General features: G+C 47.6%; 20 protein-coding genes, 7 tRNA genes and 1 pseudogene. 17 read left to right on the top strand and 11 right to left on the bottom strand.

Annotated elements, in window-relative coordinates; genetic code table 11:
- Positions 1 to 93 precede the first annotated feature (93 nt).
- Both FAH66_RS02660 and FAH66_RS02655 read right to left on the bottom strand, forming a co-directional pair.
- Entirely contained in the window at positions 94 to 2070 is a 1977-nt protein-coding gene (locus FAH66_RS02660) for a transferrin-binding protein-like solute binding protein (protein ID WP_167480308.1), read from the bottom strand.
- A 212-nt stretch (positions 2071 to 2282) separates the two neighbouring features.
- Positions 2283 to 2906 carry a biliverdin-producing heme oxygenase gene (locus FAH66_RS02655; RefSeq protein ID WP_137040596.1) on the bottom strand — a complete coding sequence of 208 codons (624 nt, stop codon included), beginning with the start codon at positions 2904 to 2906 and terminating at the stop codon, positions 2283 to 2285.
- Between the two features lie 452 nt (positions 2907 to 3358).
- Between FAH66_RS02655 and FAH66_RS02650 the strand changes: the two genes are divergently transcribed.
- From FAH66_RS02650 to FAH66_RS10790, 3 genes are read left to right on the top strand one after another with little or no spacing between them, the layout of a single operon-like run.
- The gene (locus tag FAH66_RS02650; RefSeq protein ID WP_137040595.1) at positions 3359 to 3886 is read left to right on the top strand and encodes a gamma carbonic anhydrase family protein; all 528 of its coding nucleotides are present in this window, start codon (positions 3359 to 3361) and stop codon (positions 3884 to 3886) included.
- Between the two features lie 48 nt (positions 3887 to 3934).
- Positions 3935 to 4534, top strand: coding sequence for a Maf family protein (locus FAH66_RS02645; RefSeq protein WP_003685469.1), 600 nt, complete (start codon positions 3935 to 3937; stop codon positions 4532 to 4534).
- A 25-nt stretch (positions 4535 to 4559) separates the two neighbouring features.
- Complete coding sequence (locus FAH66_RS10790) at positions 4560 to 4832, top strand: hypothetical protein (protein WP_003685529.1); 273 nt, start codon at positions 4560 to 4562, stop codon at positions 4830 to 4832.
- Positions 4833 to 4894: 62 nt separating this feature from the next.
- Here FAH66_RS10790 and FAH66_RS02635 read toward each other — a convergent pair.
- A pseudogene (locus tag FAH66_RS02635) lies at positions 4895 to 5868 on the bottom strand (IS5 family transposase).
- 208 nt (positions 5869 to 6076) lie between these two features.
- Here FAH66_RS02635 and FAH66_RS02630 point away from each other — a divergent pair.
- On the top strand, positions 6077 to 6562 hold the full coding sequence (locus FAH66_RS02630) for a DUF4189 domain-containing protein (RefSeq protein ID WP_137040593.1): 486 nt from the start codon (positions 6077 to 6079) through the stop codon (positions 6560 to 6562).
- Positions 6563 to 6634: 72 nt separating this feature from the next.
- On the opposite strand, the gene FAH66_RS02625 is transcribed toward FAH66_RS02630, so the two are convergent.
- The 4 genes from FAH66_RS02625 to FAH66_RS02610 form a co-directional block, all read right to left on the bottom strand.
- On the bottom strand, positions 6635 to 7075 hold the full coding sequence (locus tag FAH66_RS02625) for a hypothetical protein (protein ID WP_003682952.1): 441 nt from the start codon (positions 7073 to 7075) through the stop codon (positions 6635 to 6637).
- A 71-nt stretch (positions 7076 to 7146) separates the two neighbouring features.
- Complete coding sequence (gene smpB, locus FAH66_RS02620; RefSeq protein WP_003679566.1) at positions 7147 to 7593, bottom strand: SsrA-binding protein SmpB; 447 nt, start codon at positions 7591 to 7593, stop codon at positions 7147 to 7149.
- 84 nt (positions 7594 to 7677) lie between these two features.
- Positions 7678 to 7893, bottom strand: coding sequence for a hypothetical protein (locus tag FAH66_RS02615; protein ID WP_003679564.1), 216 nt, complete (start codon positions 7891 to 7893; stop codon positions 7678 to 7680).
- Between the two features lie 75 nt (positions 7894 to 7968).
- Entirely contained in the window at positions 7969 to 8172 is a 204-nt protein-coding gene (locus FAH66_RS02610; protein ID WP_002217533.1) for a cold-shock protein, read from the bottom strand.
- 257 nt (positions 8173 to 8429) lie between these two features.
- On the opposite strand from FAH66_RS02610, the gene clpS reads away from it, so the two are divergent.
- Together clpS and clpA are read left to right on the top strand one after the other, a co-directional pair.
- Positions 8430 to 8741: an ATP-dependent Clp protease adapter ClpS gene (gene clpS / locus FAH66_RS02605; RefSeq protein WP_137040592.1), complete on the top strand. Its 312-nt coding sequence runs from the start codon at positions 8430 to 8432 to the stop codon at positions 8739 to 8741.
- A gap of 3 nt (positions 8742 to 8744) precedes the next feature.
- On the top strand, positions 8745 to 11024 hold the full coding sequence (clpA, locus tag FAH66_RS02600; RefSeq protein WP_003682906.1) for an ATP-dependent Clp protease ATP-binding subunit ClpA: 2280 nt from the start codon (positions 8745 to 8747) through the stop codon (positions 11022 to 11024).
- 66 nt (positions 11025 to 11090) lie between these two features.
- On the opposite strand, the gene tkt is transcribed toward clpA, so the two are convergent.
- A complete protein-coding gene (tkt, locus tag FAH66_RS02595; protein WP_137040591.1) occupies positions 11091 to 13070 on the bottom strand; it encodes a transketolase in 1980 nt (659 codons plus the stop codon).
- A 491-nt stretch (positions 13071 to 13561) separates the two neighbouring features.
- Here tkt and ccoG point away from each other — a divergent pair, with 491 nt between their 5' ends.
- The 11 genes from ccoG (at position 13562) to FAH66_RS02540 (ending at position 19855) form a co-directional block, all read left to right on the top strand.
- Complete coding sequence (ccoG, locus tag FAH66_RS02590; protein WP_244285046.1) at positions 13562 to 14998, top strand: cytochrome c oxidase accessory protein CcoG; 1437 nt, start codon at positions 13562 to 13564, stop codon at positions 14996 to 14998.
- Between the two features lie 62 nt (positions 14999 to 15060).
- Positions 15061 to 15570: a FixH family protein gene (locus FAH66_RS02585; RefSeq protein ID WP_373463615.1), complete on the top strand. Its 510-nt coding sequence runs from the start codon at positions 15061 to 15063 to the stop codon at positions 15568 to 15570.
- A gap of 675 nt (positions 15571 to 16245) precedes the next feature.
- Entirely contained in the window at positions 16246 to 16806 is a 561-nt protein-coding gene (pgsA, locus tag FAH66_RS02575) for a CDP-diacylglycerol--glycerol-3-phosphate 3-phosphatidyltransferase (RefSeq protein WP_036472256.1), read from the top strand.
- A gap of 93 nt (positions 16807 to 16899) precedes the next feature.
- Positions 16900 to 16975, top strand: a tRNA-Gly gene (locus FAH66_RS02570).
- A 34-nt stretch (positions 16976 to 17009) separates the two neighbouring features.
- Positions 17010 to 17085: transfer RNA gene (locus FAH66_RS02565), tRNA-Gly, on the top strand.
- 24 nt (positions 17086 to 17109) lie between these two features.
- Positions 17110 to 17185, top strand: a tRNA-Gly gene (locus FAH66_RS02560).
- A 21-nt stretch (positions 17186 to 17206) separates the two neighbouring features.
- Positions 17207 to 17282 (top strand) — tRNA-Gly (locus tag FAH66_RS02555).
- Between the two features lie 36 nt (positions 17283 to 17318).
- Positions 17319 to 17392 (top strand) — tRNA-Cys (locus FAH66_RS02550).
- A gap of 10 nt (positions 17393 to 17402) precedes the next feature.
- Positions 17403 to 17480: transfer RNA gene (locus FAH66_RS10785), tRNA-Cys, on the top strand.
- Positions 17481 to 17501: 21 nt separating this feature from the next.
- Positions 17502 to 17591: transfer RNA gene (locus FAH66_RS02545), tRNA-Leu, on the top strand.
- Positions 17592 to 17845: 254 nt separating this feature from the next.
- On the top strand, positions 17846 to 19855 hold the full coding sequence (locus FAH66_RS02540; protein ID WP_137040588.1) for an LTA synthase family protein: 2010 nt from the start codon (positions 17846 to 17848) through the stop codon (positions 19853 to 19855).
- 99 nt (positions 19856 to 19954) lie between these two features.
- Here the strand turns inward: FAH66_RS02540 and rfaD are convergent, their stop codons facing one another.
- The 3 genes from rfaD to pyrF all read right to left on the bottom strand — a co-directional run bounded on the left by rfaD (position 19955) and on the right by pyrF (position 22856).
- Complete coding sequence (rfaD, locus tag FAH66_RS02535; RefSeq protein ID WP_137040587.1) at positions 19955 to 20959, bottom strand: ADP-glyceromanno-heptose 6-epimerase; 1005 nt, start codon at positions 20957 to 20959, stop codon at positions 19955 to 19957.
- A gap of 139 nt (positions 20960 to 21098) precedes the next feature.
- Positions 21099 to 22061: a D-glycero-beta-D-manno-heptose-7-phosphate kinase gene (rfaE1, locus tag FAH66_RS02530; RefSeq protein WP_137040586.1), complete on the bottom strand. Its 963-nt coding sequence runs from the start codon at positions 22059 to 22061 to the stop codon at positions 21099 to 21101.
- Between the two features lie 54 nt (positions 22062 to 22115).
- Complete coding sequence (gene pyrF / locus FAH66_RS02525) at positions 22116 to 22856, bottom strand: orotidine-5'-phosphate decarboxylase (RefSeq protein WP_137040585.1); 741 nt, start codon at positions 22854 to 22856, stop codon at positions 22116 to 22118.
- Positions 22857 to 22916 lie beyond the last annotated feature (60 nt).

Below are 22916 nucleotides of genomic sequence, written 5' to 3'. Positions count from 1 at the left end.
GATTGTTGTTACCGTAAAAGGTCGTCTGAAAATCCTACCCACTCAAAAACAAACCGCCTTTTCAGGCGGTTTGTTTTCAGCTTAAACAGACGGTTATTGTTTTTTACCGCCGAATACACCGAAGGCATTGTTACTTTTATCTTCTTTGTCATGATAACTGTATCGCCCAGCCATTTCGGCAGCTTTGTCACCGTAGAATCCGCCGGTTACAGAGCCTTGTGCATCTGAAGTCCATTTACCATTAAAGCTGCTACCTGTAATACCTGCGGTAAAGGCTCGTTCATTCATGAACCATCTGTCACCACTATTGATTTTACCTGCGATAGTCTTGGTATCGAAGTTGACATCTGCGGTAAACGAACCGGTGGTACGGTAGGTGTTGCCGGCATCCACCCAGTTTTCCCTATCATCCAAGTTGCGGGCACGGAAATTCAACACCTCGCCTGCGTATTTAGCCGTACCGGACGGTAGAGAGGTACTCATTACCCCCTGAACAAACAAGGAGTAGGCATTATCGGCAAGTTTTGCCGCACCGAAGACAACATTGCTCAAATTGCCTGAAGCAACAAACGATTTGTAGTCCGAACCCAATTCAGTTTGATGGAGCTTGTTGGTAACAGGTGCCAAAGCGATTGCCGTACCGTTGATAATGACTTTGGTCAAGTCCGCGATATTCGATAAGATATATTGCTCGCCTGTTTCACCTTTTTTCAATTCGGCCGCAGCGGCATCACCTTTAGGTTTGGTTACGGGCGTATCGGGTTTGGCAACCGGCACATCAGGCTGTCCGCCTGCTTGAGCTGCCGCATCTTGGCGTTTTGCACCAAACACACCGCGCGCCACTACGTCTTCATCACGTTGGTTTTTGCCTGCCGCACTATATGTGCCGGCAAGTTGGTCTGCCTTCGCGCCAAAGAATCCGCCTTGCATCGTACCTTGCTTGTTGGAGAAGGTGTTGCCGTGCAAATCGCCATTGAAAGACAGATTTTCCGCCATATCGCGCGCATTGGACTTGACGACACCTGCAATTCTGTTGCCACCACTACCACCGCCAACCGTTTGATCGGAATAGCGGTTGATGCTGACATTGATGGTTTTTTGGTCGAAATTGACTTTTGCGGTAACATCGGTTGCTTTGGCGGCAGGATACAGATTGGCCAGCTTGGCTTGCGAACCGGTTTCAAAAATTTCTTGCAGATCTCTTGTATTGATCGGCAGTCCGTTTTGGAAATGCAGGCCGATGCCTTTATAGGTTGCATCCCCTCTTTGGGCTGCAACGGTATCACTGCCTGACGGCGTGCCTTGGACAAACAACGCCTGTTTCACATCACGCAGATCGCTGACATCGGCAACACCGCCGTAACGAACGTCAGGCAACAGGTCGCCGCTGTGTACCGCATATTGTGCTGCATCGGCTTTACCGCCGTTCATACTTTTTTCGCCCAACGTAAACTCACCCGCTTTAACGTCTTTGGTATTAATGGCGACACCATCAAGTACGACGCTGTTTTTATCCGAGGCAGTCGGAGCTTCGGTTTTGGCATATTCCAAATCGCCGGTTTCACGTTTTTTCGCTACCAAGACACCGCCATCCAAAGCCTTGCCCATTACTTTGCCTTCGCCGCCAAAACCTTGACCTGAATTGGCCTCATTGGCTTTCTTAGCGTCTTCAGCTTTCTTGGCTTCTTCAGCTTTCTTAGCTTCTTCAGCTTTCTTGGCTTCTTCAGCTTTCTTGGCTTCTTCAGCTTTCTTGGCTTCTTCAGCTTTCTTGGCTTCTTCAGCTTTCTTGGCTTCTTCAGCTTTCTTGGCTTCTTCAGCTTTCTTGGCTTCTTCGGCTTTCTTGGCTTCTTCGGCTTTCTTGGCTTCTTCGGCTTTCTTAGCTTCTTCGGCTTTCTTAGCGTCTTCAGTTTGTTTTGAATCACCTCCTCCGCCCGAGCCGGAATTATTGCCCGGCTGTTGCGGGGTCGGTGCAGACTGTGCAGACGGCGTGCCACCACCGCTTGAACCGCATGCACTCAATGCGATGCTGCAGGCAATCGCCAACATGCTTAATTTAAATGATTCCTTCATGGTCAAACTCCTGAATGTGATAATGGTATTTTGGAATGATGGTGATAAAATATTTGATAATTATTTACATCAAACCAATTAAAATATACCGCAAATGCGGATAACCAAACGGTACTAAACTTGCATCAGTATGAAGGTCGTCTGAAAACGGAATTTATGAATCCGTGCATACAGATGTGTTTCAGACGACCTCTACTTATATCGTCAAACCATTAATGACGATGCGGAACAAAGCCTTCCGGAGCTTCCGCACCTGCAGGCAGGTCAAATGTTTCGCGCAGAACGACTTTGTAGAACGCAAATGCGTCTTTTGCACCTTGAATCGCTTCGGCTTCAGCTTCAGGGCTTAAACCCAAAGCATTCAGATGCTCGACAAAAGCACGCCAATGTTTGCCGCGGCCGTTCGAATGGGGAGCGAGGTGGCGCGCGCCGTGTTCGCCGGTGTAATCCAGCTTTTGCGCGTGTTTAAACAAAAATGCCGCGCCCAAATTGGAACCTTCGGCGCAATACAGCCAACCGATGGCTTTATTGCCGGTTTCATGCGGCAGCGGTTTGCCGTATTCGTAAGGTTTGTCGCCCAAATCCGCCAAGTCTTGCGTTACCGCATCGTAACGCGCCATGTATTCCAGCTCAGGAATGGCTTTGTTCAACTCGGAGTCTTTATAAATATGATCGACCGCTTTGTGGAACACGGATTGCAGTTTCAAAAATTTGATGTAATTCTCTTTGTTGGTAAACGGCTCGACAGACATAACTAAGTTGTCCACGCTATCGTGAATAGTTGTAGTCTGCTCTTTCAGCCGTTTGGCAAAAGTCAGCTCTTGTGTTTCGCTCATGTGAATATCCCTCATACAGTTTCAAACAACCTTCCGGCCGCCTTTATTTAAACAAGGTGGATTAGATAGATTTGAAAACGGATATGGGATGGAAGCCAAGGTTTGTGAGATTGGAAACCCACCAAACCTGTTTGAAAACAAACCATCGGGTTTCGTTATTTTATGAAATATTTTTTTAAAATATATATCATTCCAATTCAAATGGCAAGAGAATGATTTGCAGCTACTTGTAACTACAAGATAATAACGGACAATTTTCCACCTTCGGTAAACAAGAGATGCAGGCCTAACGGAAAATGGTTCTATAACCATAAAAAATATTGTTTACAAAGACATGACGACATCTCGGGAGACACCGCCCTTGCCTCACCTGCGTCAAAACGGCATACTTTCGCCATACCGAGCCGCAGGTCGTCTGAAACCTGCCACACTATCAAAAAGAAAGAAACAACATGAATCCTATCCGCCCCTTCTTAGACCATACTCCCCAAATCCACGAATCCTGCCTCATCGACGAGACCTCCGTCATCATCGGCGAAGTATTGCTTGCCGAAGACGTATCCGTTTGGCCGTATGCCGTGTTGCGCGGCGACGTGAACAGCATCAGCATCGGCGCGCGCAGCAATGTACAGGACGGCAGTGTCTTGCACGTTTCGCACAAAAACGCGGAAAAGCCTGAAGGTTCGCCCCTTATCATCGGCGAAGACGTAACCGTCGGACACAAAGTCATGCTGCACGGCTGCCGCATCGGCGATCGTGTGTTGATCGGGATGGGTACAATTATTCTGGACGATACCGTCATTGAAGACGACGTGATGATAGGCGCAGGCAGCTTGGTGCCGCCACGCAAACGTTTGGAAAGCGGCTATCTCTATGTCGGCTCGCCCGTCAAACAAGTCCGCCCGCTGACCGAAAAAGAAAAAGAATTTTTGAAATATTCTTCTGCGCATTATGTGCGCCTGTCCGGCCAACACAAATAGTCAAAATAATTTTCAGACGACCTTATATCCCCTAAAAAAGAAAGTTTTATGCACACACTCTACCTAGCCTCCGGCAGCCCGCGCCGCCGCGAAATTCTGGAAAACTTAAGATTCAAAGTTATCCGTATCCCTGTCGACATCGACGAAACGCCGCATTCCGACGAAAAAGCCGCCGATTATGTGCAACGTATGGCGCAGGAAAAAAATGCCGCCGCTGTCGAGCAATGGTTAGCCACACACGACGCGTCGCCCGAATATCCGATTCTGACCGCCGACACTACGGTCGCCTATCAAAACCACATTCTCGGCAAACCGGAAACCGAAGCCCAAGCAGCCGAAATACTCGCACGGCTTTCAGGGCAGACGCATCAGGTGCTGACTGCCGTATGCGTATATTGGCAAGGGAAAACGCACGGCGTTTTGCAAACCAGCGATGTACGTTTCAAAACCTTGTCTGCCGAAGAAATATCCGCCTATATCCGAAGTGGCGAACCGATGGACAAAGCGGGCGCGTATGGCATTCAGGGTTTGGGCGGCGTGTTTGTCGAGCATTTGCAAGGCAGCTTTACAGGCGTGATGGGCCTGCCCGTTTACGAAACGGTCGGCTTGTTGGAACAATTCGGATTGAGTATTCCCCCATTTGCCTGATTTTAAATACCTTTAAACAAACATTATGAAAACATACGTCTTCCCCTTTTTATCCGCAGTATTCCTTCTCGCTGGCTGCACCACTTTTTCAGACGACGGTACACCCGCCATCCGCAAAGGCAACGACAGCATCCTCTCTTTCGGGAAGCTTGGCTCCGCTATAGAAGATGCATCCGCAGGCGGCTGGGTCATGCTCGACGATCAATACACCTATGAGACCTTTGCAAAAAAGTCCTTCCCCCGACAGCCGAAACCCAAACACAGTTTTTCGGCTGTTTTCGCCCCAAATCACTCCTGATTTTACCCAAATGCCCCCTTAATCCTCCCCAGATACCTGATAATCAGGCATCCGGCCGCCTTTTAGGCGGCAACAGGCGCACTTAGCCTGTTGGCGGCTTTCAAAAGGTTCAAACACATCGCCTTCAGATGGCTTTGCGCACTTACTTTGAGCAGCCCGAAATAGGCTGCCCGGGCATAGTGGAATTTACGGTGCAGCGTACCGAAGCTTTGTTCGACCACATAACGGGTCTTCGACAAATATCGGTTGCGTTTGGTTTGCGCTTCCGTCAGCGGATGGTTGCGGCAGGCTTTGCGCATAATGCCGTCTAACAACTGATGCTCTTTCAGATGTTGCCGGTTTTCCTTACTGTCGTAGCCTTTGTCGGCATAGACGGTCGTACCTTTGGATAGTCCTTCCAACAAAGGCGACAGGTGGTTGCACTCATGGGCATTGGCGGGGGTAATGTGCAGTTTCTCGATATAGCCTTCCGCATCTGTACGGGTATGTTGTTTGTAACCGAGTTTGTAGATGCCGTTTTTCTTTGTCCAACGGGCATCTTTGTCCTTACTCGGTGTGGTTTGTCCGCTGACTTGTCCTTCTTCATCGACTTCTATGGCCTGACGCTGTTTGCTGCCGGCGGTCTGAATAATGGTGGCGTCAACGACGGCGGCGGATGCTTTCTCTATTTTTAGGCCTTTTTCGGTCAGTTGGCAGTTAATCAGTTTTAGCAATTCGGACAGGGTGTCGTCTTGCGCCAGCCAATTGCGGTAGCGGCATAAGGTGCTGTAATCGGGGTTACTCAGTTCGTCAAAACGGCAAAACAGGTTGAAATCGATGCGGGTGATGAGGCTGTGTTCGAGTTCGGGATCGGAGAGGCTGTGCCATTGTCCGAGCAGGACGGCTTTGAACATGGATAACAGGGGATAGGCGGGACGACCGCGATGGCCTCTGAGGTAACGGTTTTTTGACGATTCAGGTATTGTTCGATCGGTTGCCAATCAATCACTTGATCCAGCTACAATAGTGGGAAGCGGTCGATGTGTTTGGCAATCATGGCTTGTGCGGTTTGTTAGAAGAAGGTGCTCATGAGAAATCCCCTAAATGTCTTGGTGGGAATTTAGGGGATTTTGGGAGGATTTTGCAAAGGTCTCGGCCTATAATCTATCTGCCACACTTAAATATTCATTTTAAAAGCAAATTTATATCAAATGAGTACTTTTGCTTTATAATAACGACAAATACCCAACAAACAGGGAACAAACATGAAAAAAACACTAACGACACTTATCCTTTGCGCACTGACTCCTGCCGCCCTGGCTGCCGATACTTACGGCTACCTGGCGATGTGGCAAAATCCTGCCGACAGCAATGAAGTGCTGCAAATCAAAACCACCAAAGAAAATGCCACGCAACTGGATGCGACAGCCGAACTCGAAACATTCTGCAAAGGCCAAGATGCCTTAGCCGGTATCGGCGCAGGCCAAGCAACAGGCTGTAAAACAGTTGTCCCTCTGCACAACACCTGTATCGCTGTTGCCTACCCTAAAGCCATGGGCAAATTGACTGCGCAAAACGTTGTGGCCATTACCTCCCCTCGTTTCAAAACCGTGCATCAAATTGCCTTGAACCAATGTATCAAAAAATACGGCTCACAAGGACAATGTGCTTTAGAAACAGTCTATTGCACTTCCGAAACCTACTATCAAGGTACGGTCAAAACCCTTTGGGAAAAAATCAAATCCATTTAAGGCCGTCTGAAAATAAAACCGGCTTGCCCGATATTCTCCATATCACGGCAAGCCGGTTTTTTATTCTGGCTTTTATTTGCTGTTTTTTTCCAACAATTTGGCCACAACACCTTCAGCCTGTTTCACCAAATCAGGGTTGGTTCGGAAGTGGTTTTCATCATTCAAAGAATAGCTGACAGTCGAAACCGCATACTTGGTGCTTCTCAACACAAATACACCTTTACGCAAGATTTCATTATTGCCTTTGGTTTTATAACGCAGATTATACGGGCAAGAAGAATCATACAGTTTGCCACGGTTATCCGCTGTCACAATCGTGCTGCCGATACCGCGTTTTGCTAAAGCTTTAGACAAAGCACGATCCAAATCATGCGGCCTTACTTTTGCATTTTGAATGATGCAGACATGTTTGATGCTGGTCAGCTCTTCAGGTTTCAATACTCGTTGTTCCGTAGTGGAACACGCGCCCAACAACAATACGGCAGAAGCCGCCGCTAAAATCATAGTTTTCATCTGTTTTCCTTTTTAAAATTTTCAAACAATAAATATTCAGACGGCCTTTATAAAAAGGCCGTCTGAAAAAATCAACGTACGTTTTTCATTAAACGCTGTTTCTCACGCTTCCAATCCGCTTCTTTCAGGCTTTGGCGTTTGTCATGCTGTTTCTTACCCTTAGCCAAACCGATTTCCACTTTGATTCTACCGCGGGTGTAATGCAGGTTTAAGGGCACAATCGTATAACCGGCACGTTCGGTTTTGCCGATTAACTTGTTGATTTCCGATTGTTTCAACAACAACTTACGCGGACGGACAGGATCGGGTTTGACGTGTGTCGAGGCAGTGGGCAATGCGGTAATGTGGCACCCCACCAAATAGAATGCGTCTTTTTTCCAGTAGATATAGCTTTCTTTTAATTGAACGCGTGCAGCGCGGATGGCTTTGACTTCCCATCCCTCCAATACTATACCGGCTTCGATTTGGTCTTCGATAAAGAAATCGTGAAAGGCTTTTTTATTATTGGCAATACTCATTGTGCTGATTCTTTACAAACTTTTCAGACGGCCTATTTTATCAGGCATGCTTAAAAAATAAAACGGCAAACGGTTTTGAAACGTTTATTCGCTTAAAACATGGCGGCGGTAAAAGCGGTCGATATCAGCAATCGCTTTTTCATCTTCAGGGCGCAAATCCAGTTTCAAATCGGCAAGGCGGATCAAGATTTGGTCTTCACGCTCGGCAACGGCGCAGCTGACCTCGCCTTCGCTGCGAAAATGACGGATAAGCTCGTCCAACTGGTTTAAAGCATTTTGATAAGATGAATTTTGATTCATAATTTTTGACCCGAACGCCCATAAAAAATGGCGGGAAACCCCGCCATGATTTTACGGCTTACGCCGCGCATTTGATTAAGCAGCTTGAATGTTAGCAGCTTGTTTGCCTTTAGGGCCGGTGGTTACGTCGAAAGACACGCGTTGGCCTTCTTTCAGGGTTTTGAAACCTTCCATGTTGATCGCTGAGAAGTGAGCGAACAAATCTTCGCCACCTTCATCAGGAGTGATGAAACCAAAACCTTTAGCGTCGTTAAACCATTTTACGATACCGGTTGCCATTAGAAACTTCCTATACTTAAAAATTAACAAAATCAGCAAAACAAGGCATACAGCAAACTAAAACGTTCAGCGTTTCTCCCACGTATTACATACGCAGTCGAGTGCCAACTTCTGCTTAACCGTCTTTTTACATTTGTTAAGACAAAACGTCAAGCTATGTTTTCAAAAAAGTGGGAAAATAGAAAAAAATTGCCGAAATACAACAGAAAACGGTTTGCACTCTAAAACAGGCCGTCTGAAAACTGAAACCTAAGATTATGAACCATCCGAATACCGACCACCAATCCGATACCCTGCTCAGCGATATCAACACACAGCCGCCGAAACGTTACGGCGTATTTTTATTGAACGACGATTACACCACCATGGAATTTGTCGTAGAAATCCTGACCGAAGTCTTTATGCTTGCACAGGAACAGGCAGTGGCCGTTATGCTGCTGGTGCACCACGAAGGCAAAGGCCTGTGCGGCGCCTACACGCGCGATATTGCGCAGACCAAGCAACATCAAGTTATGGAACGTGCCAAAGCTGAAGGGCATCCGCTCAAATGTATAGTCGAAGAGGTTTAAATCATGCTTTCACCCGAATTGGAACACATCCTGCAACTGCTCTATCGTGAAGCACGCAACGCTCGTTATGAGTTTATCAGCTTGGAACACCTGCTTTTGGTGCTGATAGAAGAAGATGCAGCTGTGCCGAACGTCTTGAAACTATGTGGTGCGGATTTAAAAGTCCTGTCCGAGCAGCTTGCGGCCAGCGTTGCAGAAAATACGCCGCAAATTCCCGATCATCTTCTGGATACGGTCGAAACCCAGCCGACATTGGGCTTCCAACGCGTCATCCAACGGGCGATGGTGCATACCCAGTCTGCCGGCAAAGCCGCAGTAGAGCCTTTAGATATTTTGGTTGCCATGATGAGCGAATCTGAAAGCCATGCCGTTTATTTCCTCAAATTGCAATCCATTACGCGCTTTGAAGTCTTGCGTTGCATTGCCCATGGCTCGCCCGATGACGAGGATGGCAATGATTCAGACGGCCTGGGACGCGAGGGCGAGGAAGCGGAACAGAAAACCGGCTCCCTTTCCGACTACACCGTCAACCTCAACGCCGAAGTCAAAGCCGGCCGTATCGACCCTTTGATTGGTCGCAAACACGAAATGGAACGACTGGTGCAAATCCTGTGCCGCCGCCGTAAAAACAATCCGCTTTTGGTCGGCGAGGCAGGCGTGGGCAAAACCGCGCTGGCAGAAGGCTTGGCGCATCAAATCGTCAACGGCGACATTCCCGACGCGCTGAAAGAAGCCGAAGTGTACGCGCTGGATATGGGTTCGCTTTTGGCGGGCACGAAATACCGCGGCGACTTTGAAGCGCGGGTCAAGTCCGTCTTAAAGCAGCTCGAAAAAATCCCGCACGCCATTTTGTTTATCGACGAAATCCACACTATCATCGGCGCGGGTAGCACCAGCGGCGGCACGATGGACGCGTCCAACCTGCTCAAACCTGCATTGGCGAAAGGCTCATTGCGCTGCATCGGCGCGACCACCTACGACGAATACCGCACCATTTTCGACAAAGACCACGCCTTAAGCCGCCGCTTCCAAAAAATCGACGTGGTCGAACCCACCGTCGCCGAAACCGTGCAAATCCTGCGCGGCTTGAAATCGATGTTTGAAGATTTCCACCAAGTCCGCTATACGCAAGGTGCACTTGAAGCCGCTGCCGAACTCTCTGCCCGCTACATCAACGAACGTTTCCTGCCCGACAAAGCCATCGACGTAATGGACGAAGCAGGCGCTGCGCAACGGATTTTGCCCAAATCCAAACAGAAAAAAGTCATCGGCAAAGCGCAAATCGAAACCGTCATCGCCAAAGTCGCGCGGATTCCTGAAAAAACCGTGTCGCACGACGACAAACAAGTGCTGCAATTCCTCGGCCGCGATTTGAAAAACATGGTTTACGGTCAGGAAAACGCCATCGATGCGCTGGTTGCCGCCGTCAAAATGTCGCGTTCCGGCCTTGCCCTGCCCGACAAACCGATAGGCAGTTTCCTCTTCTCCGGCCCGACCGGCGTCGGCAAAACCGAAGTCGCCAAACAGCTTGCCTACTCGATGGGCGTACCGCTGCAACGCTTTGATATGTCCGAATACATGGAACGCCATGCCGTATCGCGCCTCATCGGTGCGCCGCCGGGCTATGTCGGCTTTGAACAAGGCGGCCTTTTGACCGAAGCCGTCAACAAGCAGCCGCATTGCGTGTTGCTCTTGGACGAAATCGAAAAAGCCCACCCCGACATTTTCAACGTCCTCCTGCAAGTCATGGACGCAGGCAAACTGACCGACAACAACGGTAAGAGTGCCGACTTCCGCAACGTCATTCTGATTATGACCACCAACGCAGGCGCAGAAAGCCTCAGCCGCCCCAGCCTCGGCTTTACCGCCAAACGCGAGCGCGGCGACGAAATGCAGGCAATCAACAAACTCTTCACGCCCGAGTTCCGCAATCGCTTGGACGCGATTATCCCGTTTGCGCCCTTGTCCGAACCCATCATCGTCAAAGTCGTGGACAAATTCCTGCTCCAGCTCGAACACCAGCTCCTCGACAAAAAAGTCGAAGCCGAATTCATGCCGGCATTGCGCAAATATCTGGCGGAAAAAGGTTTCGACCCGCAAATGGGCGCACGCCCGATGCACCGCCTGATTCAGGAAAAAATCCGCAAACCGCTCGCCGACGAACTCCTGTTCGGCAAACTCGCCGAAGGTGGCTTTGTGCTGATAGACTGGGATGCAACTAAAGAAGAAGCCGTGTTGAAGTTTAAGAAAAGCAAGGTCAAACCTGAAGCAGAAACTGTTTAACCGGTTAAAAAATAAAAGGCCGTCTGAAATTTCAGACGGCCTTTTTATCTCAATCAAAAATCTGATTTACAAAACGGATTTAACAGTGGCAACCACATTGTCTACGGTAAAGCCGAATTCTTTAAACAGCAAGTCAGCAGGTGCAGACTCGCCGAAGCGGTTGATACCGACCACTGCACCGTTCAAACCGACGTATTTATACCAACCGTCAGCATGTCCGGCTTCTACGGCTACGCGTGGCAAGCCTTCCGGCAGAACCGCGGCTTTATAGGCGGCATCTTGGCGGTCGAATACATTGGTAGAAGGCATGGAAACAACGCGCACGGCAATACCTTGTTCTGCCAATACCTTTTGCGCTTCCAGAGCCAATTCAACTTCAGAACCGGTAGCAATTACAACAGCTTGCGCATTGCCTTGAGCTTCGCTGATTACATAAGCACCGCGTTTAATGTCGTTCAACTGTTGCTCATCACGCGCTTGGAATTTCAGGTTTTGACGGCTGAAAATCAGGCTGGACGGATGATCGACCGCTTTAACGGCTTCAGACCACGCTACCAAAGATTCAACGGTATCGCATGGACGCCATACATCCATATTCGGAATAAGGCGCAGAGTGGCGGTTTGCTCGATGGGTTGGTGGGTCGGGCCGTCTTCGCCGAGACCGATGGAGTCGTGGGTGAAGACGAAGACGGGGTTGATTTTCATCAGTGCCGCCATGCGCAAGGCGTTGCGTTCGTATTCGCTGAACATCAGGAAAGTCGCGCCAAATGGTTTCACACCGCCATGCAGGGTAAGGCCGTTCATGATTGCGCCCATGCCGAACTCGCGCACGCCGTAGTGAATATAGTTGCCGCCGTGTTCGCGGGTAACGGAAACGCTGTTTGACCAGTCAGTCAGGTTGGACGGGGTCAAGTCGGCAGAACCGCCCACCAATTCAGGCAGCTCTTTTGCGAGGATTTCAATGCTATTTTGGCTGGCTTTACGGGTGGCGATGGTTTCTGCTTTGGCACACACTTCTTTCAATGCAGCTTGAACATAAGCGTCAAAGTTTTCAGGCAGTTTTTTATCCATACGGCGCACGAATTCTGCGGCTTCGGCAGGATATTTGGCTTGATATTGAGCAAAGAGTTCGTTCCATTCGGCCTCAAGTTTCGCACCTTTTTCTTTTGCATCCCATGCAGCATAGATTTCTTGAGGGATTTCAAACGCAGGATAAGCCCAACCCAAATGTTTGCGCGTGGCTTCGATCTCGTCCGCACCCAAAGGCGCACCGTGGGTTTTGTGGCTGCCTTCTTTATTGGCACTGCCTTTACCGATTAAGGTTTTGCAGCAAATCAGGGAAGGTTTGCCGGTTTCGGCTTTGGCCGCTTCAATGGCCGTCTGAATAGCATCAGTATCATGACCGTTTACATTTGGAATCACATGCCAGCCGTAGCTTTCAAAACGTTGCGGAATGTTTTCGGTAAACCAACCGTCCACCTTACCATCGATGGAAATATTATTGTCATCATATAAAACAATCAGTTTGCCCAAGCCCAAAGTACCGGCAAGCGAACAGGCTTCGTGCGATACGCCTTCCATCATACAACCGTCGCCCATGAAGACGTAGGTGTGGTGGTCAACGATGTTCAAACCGTCTTTATTGAATTCGGCAGCCAAGATTTTTTCAGCCAAAGCCATGCCCACAGCGTTGGCAATACCTTGTCCCAATGGGCCGGTTGTGGTTTCCACGCCGTCGGTATAACCATATTCCGGATGGCCGGGGGTTTTGCTGTGCAGTTGGCGGAAGTTTTTCAGATCATCAATGGAAACGTTATAGCCGGTCAGGTGCAACAGGCTGTAAAGAATCATAGAGGCATGACCATTGGAGAGGACAAAACGATCGCGGTTGTAGAATTTTGGGTTGGCCGGATTATGATTGAGGAATTTCGTCCACAATACTTCCGCCATTTCCGCCATACCCATAGGCGCACCCGGGTGGCCGGAGTTGGCTTTCTGTACGGCATCGACTGAGAGGAAACGGATTGCGTTTGCCAGTTGAGACATGGTTTGACCTTCCTTGGACAAGATTGGAAATTTGAAAAAGTGTGCCGATTATCGCCTGAATCAGCCGTGCTTTCAAGAATAGCCTTTTATATTTGCATTGTCAGACGGCATGATTTCCAATAGGCCATCTGAAACGGACGGGATAGATGATATTAACTGTTATTTCGTTTTGAAACAGTGCTTTATATATTTTTATCGTGTAAATAGCAAATCACTATAAGTTTGCATACAGGCTGATTCGTAAACCTTTGAATACTGCCCTTTTCAGACGGCCCTACATCAAACGGCCACAAGGAACCCATCGTTAAGACGAAGTCCCTCTTTTGCTTTGAATAGAGTCAAATGTTATGATTTGTATGCACGCGAAAGGCCGTCTGAAAATATTCACATCAAACTACTACCATGACAACAGGCTTGTGTGCACTTCATCAAGGAACACTGAAATGTCACCAGAAAACCAAGCTGAAAACACCACACCCTCAACAGAAAAAATGGCAAAAGCCACTCCGCCCAAACCTTCCAAACCCAAATCCAGCGTAATTCAAATTCATCCCGAAGGCGAACGCATCCATCCAAAAAAAGCAGAAGGACGCTTTGCCAAACTTCGTATCGCCGCCGTATTGGCGACCCAGTTTGTATTTTACGTAATTCCATGGTTTAACTGGAGTAACCGTCAGGCAGTTTTATTCAATATCCCTGACCGTCATTTTTTCATTTTCGGCCTGTCACTGGGCATGGGCGACTTAATTTATCTTGCCCTGCTGTTAATGATCTGTGCTTTCGGCCTGTTTTGGTGGACAACCATTGCCGGTCGTTTGTGGTGCGGCTACTCTTGCCCACAAACGGTTTACACCGAAATTATGCTTTGGATCGACAACTTGGTTGAAGGCGACCGCAACAAACGTTTAAAACTGGAAAAATCGCCTTGGAACTTTACTAAAATCCGCATTAAAGCCACCAAATACCTACTGATTTTCCTTGTCTGTGCGTGGACAGGTATCACTTTTGCAGGCTGGTTTGTCCCTATCCGCCAGTTTGTTCCCGATTTATTCACCGGAGCAGCAGGCGGTGGCGCAATGTTTGCCGCAGCATTTTACGGATTCATGACCTTCTTCTTTGCCCACATTATGCGCGAAAAAGTGTGTCTGCATATGTGCCCGTATGCACGCTTCCAAAGTGCGATGTTTGACAAAGACACGCTGATTATTTCCTACGATACCGAACGCGGCGAACCTCGCGGTGCACGCAAAAAAACTGCCAACAAAGAAGACAGCGGCTTGGGCGACTGTATCAACTGCACCATGTGCGTACAAGTCTGCCCCGTCGGCATCGACATCCGCGACGGCCTGCAATACCAATGTATCGGTTGTGCAGCCTGTGTTGACGCTTGTGACGAAATCATGGACAAAATGGGTTATCCGCGCGGCCTGATCCGTTACACCACCGAAGGCGCAATGGAGCATGAATACCCTGAAAGCGACATCAAAAAACGCCTGAAACGCCCTCGCGTTGCAGGTTATGGTGCAGTATTGTTTGTGGTTATTATTGCTTTCTTAACCGGTATTTCCACCCGTAAAATGGTCGAAGTGGATATTCTGAAAGACCGCGGCGTGATGGTGCGTGAAAACAGCCAAGGCTGGTTGGAAAATGCCTACAACCTACGCATTATTAATAAGAGTGAACATGAGCAGACCGTTACTGCCACAGTCAAAGGTTTCGATGATATCGCCTTGACCGGCTTGCCAGAAAACGGTATTAAAATTGCGCCACGCGAAACCGTGACCATTCCGGTTCAAGTATCCACCCTCCCTGAGTACGCCGAAAAAGGCAGCCAGCCGATTGAATTTACCTTCACATATCGTGAAACCGATGCTGCTGATGCCGAACCGACTGTCCTGAATGAAAAAGCAACCTTTATTGGAGAATAACAACGGTGTCCAAACCCAATCCCACTAAGCCTTGGTATAAACACATTTGGCCTTGGGTGCTGATGGCAGGTCCCATCTTTGTCGTTATCGCCAGCGTGTCTATGTTCTTCGTCGCAAAAGAACATACGACAGACTTGGTTTCCGACGATTACTATAAAGATGGCAAACACATCGAAATCCAGCTTCACCGCGATGAAGAAGCCGTTAAACGGCAGATTCAGGTGCAGGTTTTAATCAGTCCGGACATGAATGCCGCCAAAGTATTCGTCAGTGGACAATTCGATCCCAAACAGCCATTAAACCTGCTGCTGATGCACCCGACACGCAAAGCTGACGACCAAACCGTCAAGCTGCGCGCCGTAACAGCCGAACCGCAAAACGGCCGTATGGAATACGAAGCCATCTTTAAACCTTTACGCCCAACCAATCATTGGTACTTACGCGTTGAAGATGCCTCAGGCGTATGGCGTGTTGAAAACAAATGGATAGTCAGCCAAGGCAATGCAGTCAATCTGACGCCTATGGACAAATTGTTCGACAACGGCAAACAAGCCGCTTCAGAAGAACAATAAATCCCATGTTCAGGCCGTCTGAAACTTTCAGACGGCCTGAAAATCTTTATATCCTATATTCCTCTTTAAAATATGATTTTTTCCAATTGGCGCAGACTAACCGAAAACGAAGTCCGTATGGCAAAACAGGTTTTTGCCGACGGCATAGACTTCAACCGCATTAAAATATATCGCGGCGTCCCCTTCCTGCCCAACCCCAATACCGCTATTGCCCCAAATGGAAATATATATTTCCCGCGCAAACACTGCCTTGATGATTTCACTCAAGCCGGCATAGCCTACAAAATCTGGCTGATTCATGAACTGACGCATGTCTGGCAACACCAGCGCGGTCACAAAGTTTGGTTATCCGGTTTATTCATTATGCTCAAAGGCGGATATAGGAAACGCAAAGCTTACGCCTATCCCATGCCTTTGCCTCACTTCAACCAACTCAATATCGAGCAGCAAGCTGACCTCGTTGCCCACTATTTTGCAGCCACTTACCTGCCCAAAAATATTTATACCCCTCAACAGCCCATTTTTCAGACGGCCTTAACAGACTTTCTTCACAACCCGCATAACAAAGCCCTATGCCCACGTTACTTGTCGGCAAAAAAACAACACTCTAAAAAGCCCAGCGAGCAAATAAGCTATAATGGACAATCCGACACATCGTCCAAAAGGTCCCAAACCATGCCTTGGAACATACCTATTTTACTTACCTGGATGCGCGTCCTATTAATCCCCGTGTTCACCATCCTATTCTATTTACCGAACACATGGATTCAACCACAAACCGTCAACTGGACAGCCGCCATCATCTTTGCACTCGCAGCTGTTACAGACTGGTTTGACGGCTTTTTAGCACGCCGCTGGAAACAAACCTCCGACTTTGGCGCATTCCTCGACCCCGTTGCCGACAAACTCATGGTTGCCGTTGCTCTACTCCTGCTCGTCAGCCTTGGCAGAACATACGCCATCTTCGCCATGATTATTATCGGCCGAGAAATCACTATTTCCGCCCTGCGCGAATGGATGGCACAAATGGGCAAACGCGGCAGCGTCGCCGTAGCCACTATCGGCAAATTCAAAACCACTGCCCAAATGATCGCCATCTTCCTTTTGCTTATCGGTACGGACAAATATAACGACCCTTTCTATCTCATTGGTAACATATTGATGTTTATAGCATCCGTATTGACCATCTGGTCCATGTGCTACTACCTGAAAATGGCATGGAAAGAATTCAAATAAAATTTTTAAAAAATAAAAACAAAACACTTGACTCACACGATTAAATCCATAATAATTGCGTCTTCTTCGATATACGAAGCAACAAATATCAGAGCGGGAATAGCTCAGTTGGTAGAGCGCAACCTTGCCAAGGTTGAGGTCGCGAGTTCGAGACTCGTTTCCCGCTCCATCTTGATTACTTGTTGATTGTTCTTTTTCAATATGCGGGAATAGCTCAGTTGGTAGAGCGTAACCTTGCCAAGGTTGAGGTCGCGAGTTCGAGACTCGTTTCCCGCTCCAGTTTAATTTCAGATGCACTCAAATGCGGGAATAGCTCAGTTGGTAGAGCGCAACCTTGCCAAGGTTGAGGTCGCGAGTTCGAGACTCGTTTCCCGCTCCATTAAATCATGCATCCGAATACGCGGGAATAGCTCAGTTGGTAGAGCGCAACCTTGCCAAGGTTGAGGTCGCGAGTTCGAGACTCGTTTCCCGCTCCAGTTTCAATACTACAAACACTCCAAAGTAGTTTATTTGGCGAGATAGCAAAGTGGTTATGCAGCGGATTGCAAATCCGTCTACGCCGGTTCGATTCCGACTCTCGCCTCCATCCATTTCATGGCGGGGTGGCAGAGTGTTTATGCTATAAGGGGTGCAACCCTTATATAGGCCGGTTCAAATCCGCGCCCCCGCCTCCAATCTCTTAATTTATTGTCTACGCCCGGGTGGTGAAATAGGTAGACACAACGGACTTAAAATCCGTCGGCCCTAAACCGGCCGTGCCGGTTCGATTCCGGCTCCGGGCACCATTTACCGCTTTTAAGCGGTTATTTTTTTGTCTAGTACCCACGCCTAATAATAGAAAAGATAGCCCATTAACAGCTTTGTAGTTATAAGTACCCACTATTCTATCTAGGACAAGAAATTCATTTAAACCAGTCCATCTCCTTTCCAAACTCAAATCATCATATCATATGATTTCTATAAAAATTATATGCTAGTTTAAAACCCTTAAAAGGTTATAAAATAACGCCGTTTTAAATACTTATTACATATCTAAAAAATGTCTCGTCTACTTACCTACAAAAAAATTCTATGTAATTCTTTTTCATTATGGCTTTGCACTGTTCTAATTCTTTTTATTGAACGGTGTTTAATGTCACAATATTATCTATCAGATGATATCCGTAGTCGTTATTCCGAGGATATTATCCAGCTTATGCTCAAAGGGTTATTATTTGATATCAAAGCTGCTTCTGTATTAACGGCATTACCATTTTTACTGGGATTATTCAGCTTATTAAATTCAAAAACTGTTGTAGCATATGGACGGATTCAAGCTCTATTGTCTACAGTATTGTTATCTATCGTTTCTGCTCTGGCTATAGGGAATTGGTTTTATTATGGAGTCTACGAACGCCAATTCGATGTTTTTATTTTTGGTCTTGCAGAGGAAGATACTGTAGCCGTACTCAAAACTATTTGGTCCGATTTCCCAATTATTTGGGGATTAATTGCTTTAGCCATAGCAGTAACCCTTTTTTGGAAATGTTTTTCCCAAATTAACAGATACTCTTTTTCTGCTACTACTACAAGCAAAGCAACTTGGGTTGCTATCATAATGATACCTATCTTAATCTTAAGTATTGGTATACGTGGTTCGTTTGGTAAATTCCCTTTACGTCAAACTTCCATGCAAATTTCAACCTTACCGCAAATAAATAAATTAGTTCCCAATGCACTAATTTCTTTAAATTGGGCTTTTGCAGAACATCGAAACAGTAATAATTTTATCGAGGTTACCGATTCAGATGGTATTGAACTGATGAATCGTCTACAAAATCAAAAAGCTGATGCCAATTTAAATCGCTTATTTACACAAACTAATAAAAATTTGATTGTTGAACAACATAAGCCCAACGTTGTATTTGCTGTTATGGAAAGTATGAGCACTCACTTGCTTTCTCTAAATACGCCTGAACGAGATCTATTAGGTGAATTAGATAAACATTGGAAAGAAGATTGGGTTTATTCACGTTTTATCTCTGAGGGTGATGGCACTAGCGACTCACTACACCGTTTTTTTATTCGTAGCCCACGCCTTAACCTTAGCCAATCTGCTGCTAAAAATAAAACTTTTCCTGGAAACATGTTTAAACCATATCTTGATGCAGGATATCGTATTGTGTATATCACTGCCGGTAATGGGGGGTGGCGTGATTTTGATAGTTTTCTGCGTCATTTGGGTGTACATGAAATTATTGATGAAAATGCGATCAAAGCACGCTACCCTGAAGCCCAATCCAGCACATGGGGAGTACCTGATGAATTTATGTTCCGATATGCAGAAGACGAGTTGAAACAAGCAAAAAAAAATAATACCCCCGTATTCGTCATGATGCTATCAGTAACTAATCACCCCCCATATCAATTACCTAAACCTAACCCAACTAAAGATTTTCATCTCACTGAGCAAGAAAAACAGCGACTTTCCAGTCTAGCAACAGGAAAAGAATTGAATGAGATTTTTAACACATTCCGATATAGCAACGACGAACTTGGACGCTTCATTAGTCATACAAAATCTATTGCACCGGATACTATTATTGCTGCAACTGGAGACCATAATATGCGAGCAATCAGTTATCCTGCACCTAATGAAATTGCCCTTGGCCACAGTGTACCATTCTATCTTTATGTTCCACCTACTTACCGCTCCAATGCAGAATATCATCCTGAGCGGGCAGGCTCACATAAAGACATTTTGCCAACGTTATATAATCTTAGCCTATCAGAAATACCTTATTATCAAACCGGTTGTAATTTGACTACACCTACTGTTGATTCTTCATGGTGTGGCTATGGTTATAATCCTGAAGTTTTAATCACCAAACATGGTTTTTATAATTTAAACAATCAGGAGTTCCATCGTTGGGATAATCAGGGGCTGCAAACAGCAGAAGCTGAAATCAGCCAACCACCTGCTGAAGATATACCTTTTATTGAACGAGGTAGTGTTTACACTCAATTTTTAGATTGGCAAATTAACCGTATTGCAACTACCCATCACTAAGAATACAACTAAATTTTTATACTATCTTAGTAAAATAAAACCGACTTACCCAAACAGGTAAGTCGGTTTTATTCTCAGACAACATTACTGTACTATTTATTAAACCAAGTTCTCCAGCATCCATTTAACGTAACGGCTGACACCTTGTTTTACATCCAAGAATTCTTCTTTATACCCGGCTTCGCGCAGCTTGGTGATATCCGCTTGAGTAAAGCTCTGATATTTGCCTTTAAGTGCATCGGGGAATGGGATATAACGGATAAGTTCTTCTTCAACCAACTCTTTCAAACTCATTTCAGGTTTGCCTTCGGCTGCACGGCAGGCGTTGACGGTGGCGGCGGCGAGTTCGTTGAACTGTTGGCTGCGGCCGGTGCCGAGGTTGTAGATGCCGGAGAGGTTGGGGTGGTCGAAGAAGTAGAGGTTGACTTTGGCAACGTCTTCGACGCTGACGAAGTCGCGGGTTTGTTCGCCGTTGCCGTAGCCGTCGTTGGCTCCGAACAGGTTGACGTAACCGTGTTCGCGGTATTGGTTGAAATGGTGGAAGGCGACGGATGCCATGCGGCCTTTGTGTTGTTCGTGTTGTCCGTAAACGTTGAAGTAGCGGAAGCCGACGACTTGGGCGGTCAGGCCTTCTTTCATGCGGCGGCGCAATACTTGGTCGAACAGGAATTTGGAGTAGCCGTACACGTTGAGCGGTTTTTCGAGTTCGCGCTCTTCGCGGAAGATTTCGCCCTTGCCGTACACTGCGGCGCTGGAGGCATAGAGGAACGGAATACGTTCGTCCTGACACCAATCTAAGAGGTCGAGCGTGTACTGATAGTTGTTGTCCATCATATAAAGGCCGTCATGATTCATGGTATCGGAACATGCGCCTTGATGGAAAACGGCTTCGATATCGTCGTAAGGCAGAAGATGGCCGCGCACTTGGCGGATAAATTCGTGTTTATCAAGATAGTGGGCAATTTCACACTCGGCAAGGTTTTTAAATTTTTCGCCTTTGCTCAGATTGTCGACGGCAACAATGTCAGTAATACCGCGTTGGTTAAGTGCTTTGACGATGTTGCTGCCGATAAAGCCGGCCGCGCCTGTTACGATAATGGTCATAATGAATTTCCTTTATTTTGATTTTCCAGACGGCCTTGAAGAAATCATGCCGTCTGAAAATAAAAACTTGTCTGTCTGGATTATTTTCCAACTCTATTTTCAGACGGTATTTAGATTTTAAGGCCGTCTGAAACAGCAATTATTGCTCTTCCAATGCCTTAGTCAATTCAGCAAACGAGCAAACCGCCGTACCAAGTTTCGCTACGACAACACCTGCCGCAGTATTGGCAAGGTGCATCGCTTCAGGCATGGTATAACCAGCGGCCAAACCCAAGCCCACTCCAGCAATAACGGTATCTCCCGCACCGGATACATCATAGACTTCTTGCGCTCGTGTAGGCTGATAAATCGGCTCGCCCTCATTGAACAGGGTCATACCCTCTTCGCTTCGAGTCAACAAAATCGCGGTCAAGTCGAGATGACGGCGCAGGTTTTGGGCTTTTTCGGTCAAATCGTTTTCATTTTTCCAGCTGCCCACCACTTCTTTCAATTCTGCACGGTTAGGCGTAATCAGCGTAGCGCCGGCGTATTTTTCGTAATCATCGCCTTTCGGATCGATTAAAACGGGTTTACCGGCCTGTTTCGCCCAATCGATCATATCGGAAATATGCGACAAACCGCCCTTGCCGTAATCTGAAAAAATAATGGCATCGTATTCAGGCAACACTTCTCGATATTGATGTTTGATTTGTTCCAACACCTCACGATGAGGTGATTCTTCAAAGTCAAGTCGGATAAGCTGCTGGTTGCGGGCAACAACGCGCAATTTGACAGTGGTCGCAATTTGCTTATCGCGCATCAGATAGGAAGAAACGCCGTCTTGTACCATCAATGCGTCCAACGCATCAGCAGCTTCGTCGTCGCCGGTTACCGACAACAGCCCTGCTTTGCCGCCCAGCGAAGCGATGTTGCGCGCAACGTTCGCCGCTCCGCCCGCGCGTTGGTCGATACGTCCGATTTTCGCCACCGGCACGGGGGCTTCGGGCGAAATACGGGACACGTCGCCAAACCAATAGCGGTCGAGCATCACGTCGCCGACAACAAGGACTTTGGCTTGTGCGAAACGGGATTTGAGGGTTTCTTGTTGGAACTTGGTGGGCATTTTGCCTCCGTTGTGTTTTTTCAGACGGCCTCAACCTGTAAGGTCGTCTGAAAATCAGTTTGCTTCAAGGTTCGCCACGCGGTTCACTTCGCGCAATACGGCTACCGGATCGGCGGCTTGGGTAACGGGGCGTCCCATCACCAGATAAGTCGAACCTGCCGCCAATGCCTCGGCGGGCGTCATGATGCGGCGTTGGTCGTCGTTGTTGCCGGCAACGTCCAAACGGATGCCGGGCGTTACCAAGACAAAATCCTTTCCCAATTCGCGGCGCAGCGGCGCGGCTTCTTGGGCGGAACAGACTACACCGTCCAAGCCCGAACTTTGCGCCAGTTTCGCCAAGCGGATGACTTGTTCTTCAGGGGCGATGTTCAAACCGATTTCCGCCAAATCGCTCTGTTCCATACTGGTCAACACGGTTACGCCGATTAGGAGCGGCTTCGTGCCGTATCCGGCAACGGCTTCGGCGGCGGCTTCCATCATGCGGCGGCCGCCCGATGCGTGCATATCGACCATCCACACTCCCATGTCGGCGGCGACTTTGCACGCCTGCGCGACGGTGTGGGGAATGTCGTGGTATTTCAAATCGAGAAAGAGTTTGAAACCCTGATGAATCAGGCTTTCCGCCAAACTGCGCCCCGTCGCGGTAAACAGCTCTTTGCCGATTTTGATTTGGCACAACGCCGGATCAAGGTTGCGGACGAATCCGAGCGTGTCTTTTTCGTTGGCAAAATCAAGGGCAACGATGACGGGGGTGCGTTGTTGCGGAGTTTGGAAGTCGGTGATTAAAGGATTCATGGTGTTTTCGTTTTGGGTTTTGCCCGTAGGCACGGCCGTTATTGTCTATCACGCAGTTTA

The sequence above is a fragment of the Neisseria subflava genome (assembly GCF_005221305.1).
GTDB classification, from domain to species: Bacteria; Pseudomonadota; Gammaproteobacteria; order Burkholderiales; family Neisseriaceae; genus Neisseria; species Neisseria subflava.
This window is presented reverse-complemented; position numbering and strand designations above follow the sequence as displayed.

Bases quoted from the DNA above. Each gene is read 5' to 3' on its own strand.
- FAH66_RS02660 (WP_167480308.1), bottom strand. From the start codon at position 2,070: ATGAAGGAATCATTTAAATTAAGCATGTTGGCGATTGCCTGCAGCATC.
- FAH66_RS02610 (WP_002217533.1), bottom strand. From the start codon at position 8,172: ATGGCAACCGGTATCGTAAAATGGTTTAACGACGCTAAAGGTTTTGGT.
- FAH66_RS02630 (WP_137040593.1), top strand. From the start codon at position 6,077: ATGAAAAAAACACTAACGACACTTATCCTTTGCGCACTGACTCCTGCC.
- FAH66_RS02540 (WP_137040588.1), top strand. From the start codon at position 17,846: ATGTCTCGTCTACTTACCTACAAAAAAATTCTATGTAATTCTTTTTCA.
- FAH66_RS02650 (WP_137040595.1), top strand. From the start codon at position 3,359: ATGAATCCTATCCGCCCCTTCTTAGACCATACTCCCCAAATCCACGAA.
- FAH66_RS10790 (WP_003685529.1), top strand. From the start codon at position 4,560: ATGAAAACATACGTCTTCCCCTTTTTATCCGCAGTATTCCTTCTCGCT.
- FAH66_RS02615 (WP_003679564.1), bottom strand. From the start codon at position 7,893: ATGAATCAAAATTCATCTTATCAAAATGCTTTAAACCAGTTGGACGAG.
- tkt (WP_137040591.1), bottom strand. From the start codon at position 13,070: ATGTCTCAACTGGCAAACGCAATCCGTTTCCTCTCAGTCGATGCCGTA.
- clpA (WP_003682906.1), top strand. From the start codon at position 8,745: ATGCTTTCACCCGAATTGGAACACATCCTGCAACTGCTCTATCGTGAA.
- FAH66_RS02625 (WP_003682952.1), bottom strand. From the start codon at position 7,075: ATGAAAACTATGATTTTAGCGGCGGCTTCTGCCGTATTGTTGTTGGGC.
- pgsA (WP_036472256.1), top strand. From the start codon at position 16,246: ATGCCTTGGAACATACCTATTTTACTTACCTGGATGCGCGTCCTATTA.
- FAH66_RS02645 (WP_003685469.1), top strand. From the start codon at position 3,935: ATGCACACACTCTACCTAGCCTCCGGCAGCCCGCGCCGCCGCGAAATT.
- FAH66_RS02655 (WP_137040596.1), bottom strand. From the start codon at position 2,906: ATGAGCGAAACACAAGAGCTGACTTTTGCCAAACGGCTGAAAGAGCAG.
- FAH66_RS02585 (WP_373463615.1), top strand. From the start codon at position 15,061: ATGGCAGGTCCCATCTTTGTCGTTATCGCCAGCGTGTCTATGTTCTTC.
- smpB (WP_003679566.1), bottom strand. From the start codon at position 7,593: ATGAGTATTGCCAATAATAAAAAAGCCTTTCACGATTTCTTTATCGAA.
- clpS (WP_137040592.1), top strand. From the start codon at position 8,430: ATGAACCATCCGAATACCGACCACCAATCCGATACCCTGCTCAGCGAT.
- pyrF (WP_137040585.1), bottom strand. From the start codon at position 22,856: ATGAATCCTTTAATCACCGACTTCCAAACTCCGCAACAACGCACCCCC.
- ccoG (WP_244285046.1), top strand. From the start codon at position 13,562: ATGGCAAAAGCCACTCCGCCCAAACCTTCCAAACCCAAATCCAGCGTA.
- rfaE1 (WP_137040586.1), bottom strand. From the start codon at position 22,061: ATGCCCACCAAGTTCCAACAAGAAACCCTCAAATCCCGTTTCGCACAA.
- rfaD (WP_137040587.1), bottom strand. From the start codon at position 20,959: ATGACCATTATCGTAACAGGCGCGGCCGGCTTTATCGGCAGCAACATC.